Source organism: Micromonospora sp. NPDC049139, assembly GCF_055586845.1.
In genome coordinates, this window is the sequence record NZ_JBVJHK010000012.1 from 132,263 (window position 1) to 144,309 (window position 12,047).

A 12,047-nucleotide genomic window follows, 5' to 3' on the forward strand; every position below is an offset into this window, starting at 1 on the left:
CGGCGTACGTCAATCACCATGGGACCGCATTCCGCGGACGACCGCGGACCGGTGCCGGCAATGCGGAGGAAGCCATGCTCACGGTGGGTGAGGTGCACACCAGCCTGCTGCAGCACAGCACGGCGCTGACCCAGGAGCAGAGCTCCGAGGTGCTCGGTCTGGTCGAGGGCGAGGTCGTGCTGACCTCCCGACGTCCTTCGCTCTACGCGGTGTCGCCCGACGTCCGCACCGGCGTGGACTGCTGGCTTCCCAGCGCCAGGAAGCGCCAACTGCGCGGGGTGGGTGCGGTGGTCACCCGGGCCATCATCACCGGCGGCCGAATCGTGCAGGCCTCCTCGGTCATCCAGGTCGTCGCCGGAGATCGCCGCCAGCCATGGTCGCACTATCTGGCCAACCCCGGCGTCCTCGAGACGGTCGGCAGGCTGGACGCCGCGGACCTGACCGCAGGCTTCCTGCACGGCAACAACGCGGACGTGCTGAACCTGGAGGCGATCACCGGCCGGGTACTCGACGGCGTGCAGATGTCCGACCTGCTGGACCGGCACCCGCCACTGCGCTCGGCGCGCACCCGGCTGCGCTGGACCGCGCAGGTAGACCAGCAGCCGGGCCGAGCCGTCTCGGCGGTGGTCACCGTGGACTCCCCCACGCTGCGCACGGTCGAACTCGTGGTCGGCCCGCAGGACGTGCCGGCCGCCGTGGCCGGCCTCTGCGAAGATCTCGCGCTGCACGATTGGCTGCTGACCATGCTGTCCTCCCTGGTGGAGGCCGCGGTCACCCGACCGGCCTCCGGGCAGGAGCACATCGAGCGGCTGCGGCCGGTGCTGGAGCACCTGCTGCACCTGTGGCTGCCTGGCGCTCGGGTCCACCCGCGGCTGCGGCCGATCTGGGACCGCCTGGAGCAGGTACCCGGGTTCAGCCGGCAGTGGAAGTCGTCGGTCAACTGGATCCGGGATCAGATCAGCGTGAACAACATGGCACTGCTGCGCGACCTGGCCGACCGGGTGGCGGTCAAGCAGCCGTGCGGCCGCTGACCACGCTCACTCGCCGATGAACACGTAGCTCAACCGGTCGACCAGCTCGCTCGGCAGCTGCAGGCCCTCGCCGCCGGCTCGCTTGGCGACCTGCTGCGCGACTGCCGGCGGTACCGCCACCTGGCCGAGGATGGTCCGTACGGCCAGCTCCACCGGCAGGTACTGGGTGTCCATGAGGGTCAGCGTGCGGTACGCGCAGAACGGCGCGGCGGCCGGATTCAGCTGGACGATCGCCGGCAGCTCGTCCCAGTCGTTGGGCAGCTCCCCGGCAAGCCGGCACGGCTGCCTGATCGTCTCACCCCGGTGCCGTAGCACGCCCAGCCGGGTCAACTGCCAGACCGAGGCGAGCAGCGCGCAGGCCCACACCCGGGTGTTCGGCTCGTCGGACCACAGCTCGATGTCGACGAAGATGGAGTGCTGGGGATCGCCGGACTGCACCGGCGGGGACCACGGCCGCGGCAGGGTCATCGCCGGGGCGTCGACGTGCCCGGGCGACCGCTTGCCGTTGGACAGCCAACCCGACTCGCTCAGCGGTGGGCGACTCCCGGTGGTGTGCCGGGGCGGTTCCACCACCAGTGTGTCGACCACCAGCTGGGCCAGCTCGACACCGTCGTGCCGCGCGAAGCTGGACTCCCGGGCGACGTAGTCCAGCGTCAGGCCGTGCTCCGCCGCGGCGCTCTGCACCTGCGGGATCACCTCACCGGGGGTACCGAAGCGGTGGAAGTAGTCGTCCACCATGAAGCAGGTGCTGATCCGCGGTTGCCGGTGCGGGGGCAGGCCTCGTCGGGCCAGGGCCGGGATCGCGGCCGACCAGTCCGCGATCCGCTCGAACTTGCGCCGCAGTTCCTGACACCCGTCGCCGAAGTCCTCCGCGTAGAAGTGCCCCAACTCCACGGACAGATGCGAGTACGCCACGCTCTCTGTACGTCGCACCGCAGCTGCCTCCTGGAACCTGACATCCACGCCAATCACACGGTCTCCCATGCCGTCTCGTCGAAGAGCTTCTCGGTCAGATCCACGAAGGCGTCCACGGTCTTGACGTTCGCGATCTTGCTCTGCACGTCGTGGTCCGAGATGAGCTGCTCCCGCCACTGCAACAGAGGATCCAGCGGCACCGCGCCGAACAGCGTGGTGCGCCCGACGCCCCGCCGTCGGGCCAACTCCGACAGCTCCGCGTCGCACTTGCGCAGGAAGGCCTGTTGCGCAAGGTCGAGGTAGCCGACCTCGGGGCCGCGTGAGTCGATCACCGCTGTGCGGATGAACCGCAGCGACTCCCGCAGCCGCTCCGGCTCGTGACCGTACTCCTTGCCCATGGCCACGATCCCGCCTGCCTCGAAGGCCAGATCCGCAGCCGCGGTGACGTGCTGGGGAGTCCACCGGTGGAAGACCAACCAGCGAACGGTGACCTTGCGTAGGGTCGGGGTGGCGGTGGCTGCCAGCGCGATCTGGCTGGCGTACGACCGGCCGGCGCTGAGGTCCACCAGAGTCAGGTCGAACTCCTCCTCCAGACGAAGGAAGAGTTCGGCGCAGCGCTTGGCGATGTCGTTGGTGAAACCGAACTCGCTGCCGTTGCGCTGCCCGGGCAGGAGCACCAGCGGACCGGACCCGATGGGACGCTGCCGCAGGCTGGCCCGCTCCGACGTGGCCCACACGTCCAACTGCTCCGGAGACGGGATCTCCCCGCGCAGATACCGGTGCAGGCCGCCGCCGTTGGGCCCGGCGCCCTCCACCCCGTTGACGGCCTGCGGGATCTGGAACGTGATGCCGGCCGTCGGCGAGCCGAAATCGTAGTCCAGGTAGCAGGTGGGGCGGCCGGACAACGCGCTGCGGTAGGCGATGTTCGCCGCGGTCACCGAACGCCCGGTACCGCCCTTGTGCGACGTGACGAAGACCAGCATTCAGATCCCCTCGCTGGCCTTCTGCTGCCCGGTGGCAACGTCGTTGAGCAGCAGCAGCAGGGTGTTGGCCAGGGCGGCCGCCGTGCCGGGGCGTTCGTCCACCAGTAGCTGCGCCCGGCGCAGGCTGGCCCGGATGCTGCGCATGCTGCGCTGCATCGCCTCACCGGCGAACGTGCCGCGCATCAACTCCCGGTCGAAAAGGTATTCGGCCTCGTCGATGAGATCCTGCGCGTACGCGGCGAGCCGGCCAGCCCGCGGGAACGGCCGGTCCCAGAGCAGCTGACCGGCGCTGACCAGCGCCTCCACCACCCGCTCGGTCAGATACCAGGAGGGTGCGTCCGGCTTCGGCGCCAGCCCGGGGAAAGCACCGCCGGCGTGGTCCCACAGCCCTCGGTGCTGGCCGTCAGGGATACGCCGCAGCAGCAGGTGGTCCCACACCTCGTCCGCCAGCTCGAGCAGCTCGCTGCGCTGCCGGGCGTTGCTCAGCAGACCGGCGACGGTGGCCGCCCGCTGGAGCAGCACCGTGGAGTACTCGTTCACGTTCCACGTCATGATCGGCTTCGACGTGTCGTCGTTCAGGGTCACCCGCTTGCCTGGCGCGTGCAGGAGCAGCGCCGGCTCGTCGGGTGAGGCACGCCGGGTGATCCGCGCCCGCTGCGCCAGCTCCACCAGCACCGAGGCGATCCGGCCGAGCTCCTCGTCGGCGCCGCGCCCGCCGGCGATCAGGCCCTTCACCGCCAGCGAGGTGGCCTGGAGGGTGTAGTAGTCGGTCCGGTCACCGTCGGTCGTCCGCCAGGGAATGTCCTCGATGGGCCACCGCCGTCGGTTGCCGAAGGTCGCCACCGTCGCCCAGTAGGTCCGGGTCAGCTCCCAGCGCAGCTGCAGCGCCCGGGACAGCCGCTGCTGTTCCTCGTTGAGCAGCCCGAGCAGGCGGGTGCGTTCGGAGTTCAGGTCCTCGATGGCGTCCATCGCGATGACCGTGAAGTAGAGGTAGGGAGCGTTCTCCGCCGAGCCCTCGCGCTGCAGGCCGATCGGCTCGGTGGTCGGGACCTCCTCGGCCCCGGCGATGATCCCCCACGACCAGCCGCACTCGAACAGCATCTCGCTGTTGTCCAGGTCCTCGGTCACCCGGCCCGACCCGATGACCACGCTGCGCAGGCTGGCCATGGTTTCCCGCAGCTGCTCGCGCAGCGCGGCCACGACCTCGCGGCGCGGCAACTCGTCCTGGTTGATCATGTCGCACAGCCGGAGGCCGTACTCGTCGGTGGAGGTGAAGACGAAGGTACTAAAGCTGCGGAGGAGGCCGACCATGGCCGCGGTGAGCCGCGCGCTGGCCATCGCTTCCAGGGCGTCCAGTTGCGCCAGCAGGTCGCGTCGCTTGGTGGCGCCACGGTAGACCTTGACGAAGCCGATCGTCGCCAGGGTAAGCGTGACGGAGACCGCGAACGAGTCGACGATGTCCAGGGAGCGTTGCTCGTCGGTGAGCTCCGAGCCGCCCTCCAGCGGGGTGAGGTAGCTTCCGCCGCTGAAGATCGGGGTGCCGGTGTCGTCGGTGTACCGCGTGAAGTAGTCGGTGATCACGCTGACCAGCCGGCGGGGAATCTCGATCGCGCCGCCGATCGGGCTGAGCGCCTCGATCACCTCTTCGTCGGCGCGATCCGGGTCGTCGAGCGACAGCACGGGGACCTTGGCCGCCGGGAGCAGCAGGGTCAGTAGTTGCTCCGCATCGCTGATCGAGTTGCTGCCACTTCGACCACCCCAGTGCCATTCACCGTTCTGCCAGCAACTACGCACCGTGGCCCGCCAGATGTCGAGGATCTCCTGGCGTGGCTGTATCCGCACGATTCACCGCCGTCTGCTGTAGTCGTCGACTCGAAACTGCTGGTGGTGCCGTTCACACGATGATCCAGAATGGTCCACAACGACGTGCAACAACATGGTAGCGGGCCAGTCGAGTGCCACTTGAACAGCTTCGATGGCCGCGTGTCGGCAACCCGACCCATCGGGCGCGGTGTGAATGCCCGTGCCGGGCCGGGCGGACCTCACGGCACCGGCGCCTCCCATGATCAGGCATCGGCACTAACCGCGAGCACGGCCGGTGGTCAGCAGCATGCTCAGGTACCCGTCCCGCAGCGGCGGCGTGAGCCGCACCTCGTGGACGGCCAGGCCGTACGCACCGGCCGCGATGCTGGCCACCACCTCGGCGCGCTGCAGCGCCACGGCCGGGAACAGGCGCTGGCCGACGCTGTAGCCGCGGGAGCCGAGCATGACCGCCACGGCAAAGGGCGAGCCGGGTCGCAGCGCGCCGAGGAACCGACCGATCGCCCGCTCGGCCTCCGCGTGGTCGGCCGATATGGAGCAGGCCACGAAGAACATCGTGCCGGCGTCCCAGGCGCGCCTCGGCGCATCGAAGACACTGGTCCTCAGCACTCGGCCCACCCGCGCCAGACGGCCCCGCGGATCGGTCAGCGCCGAGTACGCCGGGTGCTCCGCGCACACCTGCCAGTACGGGTCCCAGAGCTCGTCGTAGCCGTCGATCTGCGTACGCAGCCAGCTCACGTTCGACATCGACCAGTCACACAGGTCGATCGTGCGCGCGAACGGCAGAAGCGACAGCGCCGGGTAGAGGTTCGCCCCCGAACCCACGTCGACACAGTGCGCGCCGGAGAGCTTCGCCTCGGCGAGAAAATCTCTGGTACGGCAGAGGATCTCACGATCGTCGGCACGCAGAACGGCGTAGTTGTGCCGGACGTATGCCTGGGGGTCGAAGCTGTCCCACTCGACGTCGGCATTCAACGGCCTCGGAGACTGGATCGGCGGGGGTGGCGTCGACGACTCGCCGCAACCGCCGCCAGCCGCCGGGGTCAACGTCATGGACGTGCCTCCATCGATGTCGGCGAATTACGTCGGTCGTCGTTCCGGCGTGCTCCTTCGCACTGCCCATTGTGTATCGGACGTGGTGTCGGCTCGCAAGCAGCGGCACGTCACCAACTCCAGGGAATGAAGACCTGACAGGGTTCGGTCTCCCACCAACGGCGCACCCGTGACCCGATCAGTCGCGGCCACACCATTGGCCTTGTCCATGAACTGCGGCACCGGCACAGCCTGCGGGGTTCCAAAACGCGGTCGTCGTGGTTGACCTCGCCGAAGGTGGTGCTTGACAGGGGATGCCGATGGGCAGGAGCCGCCGGCCGCCGCCCATTGCCGTCCGTCGAACCGTACGACACCTGCTTGCCGCCCACGACCGGCGACCCCGCCTCACCGCAGGACCGATGCCGTTTGCGGGGCTGGTGACGCGTTTCTCACCGGCGCCCCGCCTTGACCCGAGACCCCGTCCGCACAACCCGAGCCATTTCCGTTCGGCCCGTACCACCAGTGCCCATACTCCTGCGGCCCGGCGGGCAGGCAGCCGAGCTTCAGGTGGACGACGCAACCGTGGGGCTGACCTCGGCGGGCCGGCCGCGCCGATCGCGTCGATCGACGACGATCTGCGGGGACACTTTCCGGCACCCACACGCCCCGAGGCCCAGGCGCGGCGGGGCTCCCCGACCACATGTGGACCGGGGAGCCCCGCAGGGCGGCTGTGAGGACCGCGCCATCCTCACAGTCAGCCCTGGCGGCGGTTCCAGGGGCCGGTGACGGCGTACGTGATGCCCGGGTTGTAGACGTTGAAGAACATGGTCCGGCCGTCGGCGGAGAACGTCGCTCCGGCCAGCTCGCCGTACTCCGGGTCCCCGGTGGTGCCGACGTTGACCCGGTTACGCGCAAAGACGAACACTTCGCCGTCGGCGGTCGTACCAAGGATGTGCTGGTCCCCGATCCCGTCCTCGCACATCATCAGGCCCCCGTACGGGGACATGCAGATGTTGTCCGGGGCGTCGAACTCCGGGATTTCCGGCGCCGGCGTGGGACGGGTGAAGATGGTCTCCAGGCGCAACGTGTTGGCTCGCGGGTCGTACCGCCAGACCTGGCCGTCGTGGTCGCGGGCCGAGCCCAGCGCACGCCGGGCGAACGACGAGACGAAGTAGGCGCAGCCGTCCTTCTCCCCCCACCAAGCGCCCTCGATCTTGTACCCACCGGTGATCGGCTTGCCGTAGTCCTGGGCACGGACCGACTCCGTCGTCGCCAGCGGGTCCGGCACGTCAAGCCACTCGACGCCGGAGAAGGAGTTGCCCGCCTCGGTCACCACCGACAGGTCCGGCAGGTCCGGGACGTGCAGAGCCTGCAGCACGCCGCCTGCCCGCAGGCTCCCGTGACCGCCGAGCGGCCGGTTAGGCAGGAAGCGATAGAAGCTGCCCAGCGGTGCCACGAACGCGTCCTCGGTCTCGTAGACGATGCCGGTGCGCGGGTCGACCGCGACCGCCTCGTGCTGGAACCGGCCCATCGCGGTCAGCGGTGCCGGATCGGTGTTGCGAGCATCGTCGTACGGGTCAACCTCGAAGATGAACCCGTGGTCCTTCGTGTACCCGCGGACCCCCGCCTTGTCTTCGGTCTCCTCGCAGGTCAGCCAGGTGTGCCACGGCGTCCGGCCGCCGGAACAGTTGATGGCCGTGCCGCCCAGGCTGACGTGCTCGGAGACGGCGCGGTTCGACGCGTCGACGGCAAGCGTGCTGGTCCCACCCCCGGCGGCCGGGTCGTACGTCCGTTCCGGCGGAGCCACGACCGTGATCTTCGCGGTCGGGGAGCACTCATGGTTGCGGACCAGGCGGGTGCCGCGCGCCTCGTCGGCGAAGGAACCCATACCGTCGAACCGGCTCGGCACGACACCACCGTCCGGCCGGACGGTGCCTTCGCGCGACAGCACCGTGTAGCGGAAGCCCACCGGCAGGTCGAGCATGCCGGCTGGGTCAGGCACGAGCGGACCGTACCCGACCTCCGGGCCGGACACCCCCAGCGCGGGTGCTGCGGTGAACAGGGCGTCGACCGAACCGGCCACGGCCACGGCGAGACCGGCTCCGGCCGATCGGGACAGGAACTGGCGGCGAGACAAGGACACGGACAAGCCTCCTAGACGTCACAGACCGGAGCGGGCCGGCCGATATCGATTCGAACCGCTCGATCAACTACGTCACATCCCGCCCCACCCGTCAAGATGCTGATCGATTTGATCCCGCCAACCGCGACAGCCGACCTGGCCGAACCGGTCAAAACCGCAGAAACCAAGCCTGCCCAAAGGCCGCCCCGAACTCGCCGTGGCTGGAGATGCATTGTTCGGTAGACCCGGGGCGAGGTTGGCCTCGACGGTCTCTGGGCTGAGCAGCAGACGCGGGATGCGTCGGAGGCCGTGCGGTGCGTACAGTTCCGGGTCGGACTTGGGGTGGGACCGGGTAGACCCGGCGCAGGGAACGGGATGAGACAGCGACGCATGACGGCGGACAACATTACCGAAACCGGTCAATACGGCATTGACCGCGACCGGCTGGAGACCTGCCTCAGCGTCTTCGAGGCGTTGGAGAACCTGCCTCCCGACCACCCCGACGTGGTGCGGGTGCAACGGGCTACCGCGAAACTCTACAAGGTGATCAAGCAGCGGCGACGCGAGGAACGGCGGGATGCCATCGCGGCGGCCGACCGCGCGGTGACGGCCGCCACCGCCACCGGCGCCCCGGGCCGGATCGACGACGAGACCCAGGGCATCCCGCTCACCTCCCCCACCGTAGGTGCCACGGCCGGCACCCTGCACAATCCGCGCGGCTGTTACGTCTGCAAGCAGCGCTACCGCGAGGTGGACGCCTTCTACCATCAGCTCTGCCCGCCCTGCGCTGCATTCAACCGGGAGCGCCGGAACGCCCGCACCGACCTGACCGGCCGGCGCGCGCTGCTCACCGGCGGCCGGGCGAAGATCGGCATGTACATCGCGCTGCGGCTGCTGCGCGACGGCGCGCACACCACGGTGACCACGCGGTTTCCCCACGACGCGGTCCGCCGATTCGCCGCGATGCCCGACAGCGGAGACTGGCTGCACCGCCTGCGGATCGTGGGGATCGACCTGCGCGACCCCGCCCAGGTGATCGCCCTCGCTGATTCGGTCAGTGGCCAGGGACCACTCGACATCCTGATCAACAACGCGGCGCAGACCGTCCGCCGCACGCCCGGGGCGTACGCGCAACTCGTCGCCGCGGAGGCGGCGGCCCTGCCGGACGGCCCGCTGCCGGAGATGATCACGTTCGCCAAACCTGCCGGCCGGGACGACCCGGCGGGCAGCCTGGCCGCCCCGCCGCAGTCGGCCGCGATCCCCCCGCACGCGCTGACCGCGCTGGCGCTGACCAGCGGCTCCGCCTCGCCGGAACGAATCGCGGCCGCCACCGCCATCGACGCCGGCGGTCTGGTGCCGGACCTCGACCCGGTCAACAGCTGGGTGCAGCGGGTGCACGAGGTGGACCCGATCGAGCTGCTCGAAGTGCAGCTGTGCAACGTGACCGCGCCGTTCGTTCTGGTCAGCCGGCTGCGACCGGCGATGGCCGCAGCGACCGCCCGCCGCAAGTACGTAGTGAACGTGTCGGCGATGGAAGGCCAGTTCGCCCGCGGCTACAAGGGGCCGGGGCACCCGCACACCAATATGGCCAAGGCCGCGCTGAACATGCTGACCCGGACCAGCGCCCAGGAGATGCTGGCCGACGGCATCCTCATGACCAGCGTCGACACGGGCTGGATCACCGACGAGCGGCCCCACCCGACGAAGATGCGGCTGGCGGACGCCGGCTTCCACGCCCCGCTGGACCTGGTCGACGGCGCGGCCCGGGTCTACGACCCGATCGTCCGCGGCGAACAGGGCGAAGACCTGTACGGCTGCTTCCTGAAGGACTACGCGCCCTGCGCCTGGTGATCAGCGCGCCCGCCCCGCCGTCAGCCGCCCAAGCGCAGGCCGACACGGTCAGCACCGTCGCCCCGTCCACCACAGGTCCGAGCTGTGGTGGCTGGCGCGATGGAGTCGCATGGCCGACACGAGGAGCTTGACCGCCTCCACGTTCGCAGTGCCGCTCGCCGAGGGCGGGATCCTTCGCGACCGCAGCGAGTTCGGCGTGGGCGAGCACCCGCTCACGGCGGCGAGCGGGGAACATCCCCACCCGCCGCCGTCGTCGTCGTACGGTCAGTCTGCGGCGAGGGCCCGCGCGTCGGCCGCGACGACGCGCGCCAGCTCCACCGGGAGCCGCTGGCCGGCCTGCTGGTCGGCGTAGCGGGCCAGCTCGGCGTAACGGCCCTGGACGAGCAGCGTGCTCAGCGCGGTGCGGGTGCCGTGCTCGACGTCGGAGGTCAGGATCACGTACCCGAGCCCGGCCGGGGTGACCGCGACGGTGAAGGTGCTGGTCGCCGTCGCCCGGCCGGCCGGTCCGACGGCCTCGGCGCGCAGCGTGTGCCGACCGGCGGGCAGGGTGGTCAGGTCCAGCGCCACGCCGGGCTCGACCCGCTCGCCGTCGAGGGTGACCGTGACCGTCTCGGCGTGCGTGGTGGTGACGGTGACGGTCGGTGCCTGCGCCCGGTCCAGGGTGGCGCCGTCGGCCGGCGCGCCGATCGCGACGGTCGGCGTGGCGGGCGGACGCTGCGAGTACGCGGCGTTCCAGCCGGCCAGCTCGGCCGGGCGGTTGGTGATGATCCCGTCGACGTCGGCCTGCTCCAGAGCCTGCCACTGGTTCGCCGAGTCGATGGTCCACACCAGGACGGCCACGCCCGCGTCGTGCAGCTCGCGCACCACGCCCGGTCGGGTCAGCAGCGCCGTCCCGCTCGGGTTGTACGCGGTCAGGCCCAGCTCGCGGGCGACCGCCACCGGGTCGGCGTCGAGGCTGCCGCGCAGCAGCCCGAGGGGCAGCTCCGGGGCCAGCTCGCGGGTGTGGCGCAGCGCGTCGGTCTCGAAGCTCTGGATGAACACCCGGCCGGTCATCCGCTCCGCGCGGATCACCTCGACGATCCGGGCGACCTCGTCGCGGGTGTGCGCCCCCTTGATCTCCAGCAGCAGGTTGCCGCCCCGAACGCGCAGGTCGGCGAGCTGCTCGGCGAGCGTGGGCAGCCTCTCCCCCGCGTACGACGGCGCGAACCAGGAGCCGGCGTCGAGCGCCTTGAGCTGGGCGGCGGTGAGGTCGCGGATCCGGCCGGCGCCGTCGGTGGTCCGGTCCACCGTGGCGTCGTGCAGCACGAACGGCACGCCGTCGCGGGACGGCTGCACGTCGTTCTCGATCCAGTCGGCGTTGGCCCGCCGCGCGGTCTCCTGGGCGACCAGGGTGTTCTCCGGGGCGGCCGACGAGGCGCCGCGGTGGGCGATCACGGTGAGCGGGCTGCCGTCCGGGCGGAGGTAGCCGTTGGGTGCCAGCTCGGTGATTCGCACGTCGTCGAAGGAGACGGTGGCACCGTTGACCAGCAGGGCCTGCCCGCCGTCGGCGGAGCGTTGCAGGCTGCTGGTCCTCAGCGCCTCCCGCCCGTCGACGAACCAGCGCGCCTGGCTGCCGTGCACCTCCACGGCGACCCGCACGTCCCGGCCGGTGCCGGCGGCGTACGGGCCGGCGCCGGTGTTGGTGACGTTCCAGGTGTTGGCGGTGGTGCGCTGGGCGAACTCGAGCCCGTTGCTCGCGGTGGTGCCGCTGCGCATCGTGGCGATCCACCAGGGGTTCGCGCCGTCGGCGGGCACGTCGAGGCCCAGCGCCGTCCAGCGGGTGGCGGAGGCGACGGACTCGAACCGGACGGTCGCCTCGAACCGGAAGTCGTTCAGGTGCCGCCCAAAGGTGATCTTGTTGTTCTGGCTGGAGCTGGCGGACGTGCCGTACAGCCGGCCGTTCTCCACCTTCCAGGTGCCGTCGACGGCCCGCCAGCCGGTGGGCAGCCGGCCGTCGGAGAAGTCCTCCGCGACGGCCACCGCGCCGGGTCCGGCGGCGGCCGGCGGCGACGGGGGCAGCACGGCGAGCACGCCGGTCGACAGCGTCAGGACGGCGAGCGCGGCGATCGTGCGGCTCGGGTTCCCGCGTGGGAGGTGGGCAGGGCGAGGTGTCATGACCCGGACCGTAGGAACGCCACCGGAACGCCCGACCAACCCGGCGTGGCGGCAGCGCCAACGTCACCTCTCCAACGTGCGACGTATATCGGGCCGCTGTTGAGCGCACGTTCGCCACGGCGGCGTGGACGTCGGAAT

8 protein-coding genes are annotated in these 12,047 nt (G+C 70.6%); 2 read left to right on the top strand and 6 right to left on the bottom strand.

Translation table 11 applies throughout. From position 1 onward, the window contains the following. The first annotated feature begins 74 nt into the window (after positions 1–74). On the top strand, positions 75–1,031 hold the full coding sequence (locus ACZ6Q9_RS20845) for an SCO2521 family protein (RefSeq protein WP_393262470.1): 957 nt from the start codon (positions 75–77) through the stop codon (positions 1,029–1,031). 6 nt (positions 1,032–1,037) lie between these two features. Here ACZ6Q9_RS20845 and ACZ6Q9_RS20850 read toward each other — a convergent pair whose 3' ends face one another. The 5 genes from ACZ6Q9_RS20850 to ACZ6Q9_RS20870 form a co-directional block, all read right to left on the bottom strand. Then, positions 1,038–2,015 carry an SCO2522 family protein gene (locus ACZ6Q9_RS20850; protein WP_396829417.1) on the bottom strand — a complete coding sequence of 326 codons (978 nt, stop codon included), beginning with the start codon at positions 2,013–2,015 and terminating at the stop codon, positions 1,038–1,040. Further along, entirely contained in the window at positions 2,000–2,929 is a 930-nt protein-coding gene (locus tag ACZ6Q9_RS20855; protein ID WP_393262474.1) for an SCO2523 family variant P-loop protein, read from the bottom strand. The genes ACZ6Q9_RS20850 and ACZ6Q9_RS20855 overlap by 16 nt, the downstream gene beginning before the upstream one ends. After that, positions 2,930–4,771 carry an SCO2524 family protein gene (locus ACZ6Q9_RS20860; protein WP_393262476.1) on the bottom strand — a complete coding sequence of 614 codons (1,842 nt, stop codon included), beginning with the start codon at positions 4,769–4,771 and terminating at the stop codon, positions 2,930–2,932. A gap of 237 nt (positions 4,772–5,008) precedes the next feature. Further along, complete coding sequence (locus ACZ6Q9_RS20865; RefSeq protein WP_396829418.1) at positions 5,009–5,803, bottom strand: SCO2525 family SAM-dependent methyltransferase; 795 nt, start codon at positions 5,801–5,803, stop codon at positions 5,009–5,011. 733 nt (positions 5,804–6,536) lie between these two features. Further along, entirely contained in the window at positions 6,537–7,925 is a 1,389-nt protein-coding gene (locus ACZ6Q9_RS20870) for an alkaline phosphatase PhoX (protein WP_396829419.1), read from the bottom strand. A gap of 354 nt (positions 7,926–8,279) precedes the next feature. Here ACZ6Q9_RS20870 and ACZ6Q9_RS20875 point away from each other — a divergent pair, with 354 nt between their 5' ends. Next, positions 8,280–9,755 carry an SDR family NAD(P)-dependent oxidoreductase gene (locus tag ACZ6Q9_RS20875; RefSeq protein ID WP_393262481.1) on the top strand — a complete coding sequence of 492 codons (1,476 nt, stop codon included), beginning with the start codon at positions 8,280–8,282 and terminating at the stop codon, positions 9,753–9,755. Between the two features lie 264 nt (positions 9,756–10,019). Here ACZ6Q9_RS20875 and ACZ6Q9_RS20880 read toward each other — a convergent pair whose 3' ends face one another. Then, a complete protein-coding gene (locus tag ACZ6Q9_RS20880; protein WP_396829420.1) occupies positions 10,020–11,909 on the bottom strand; it encodes a glycerophosphodiester phosphodiesterase family protein in 1,890 nt (629 codons plus the stop codon). Between the last annotated feature and the right edge of the window lie 138 nt (positions 11,910–12,047).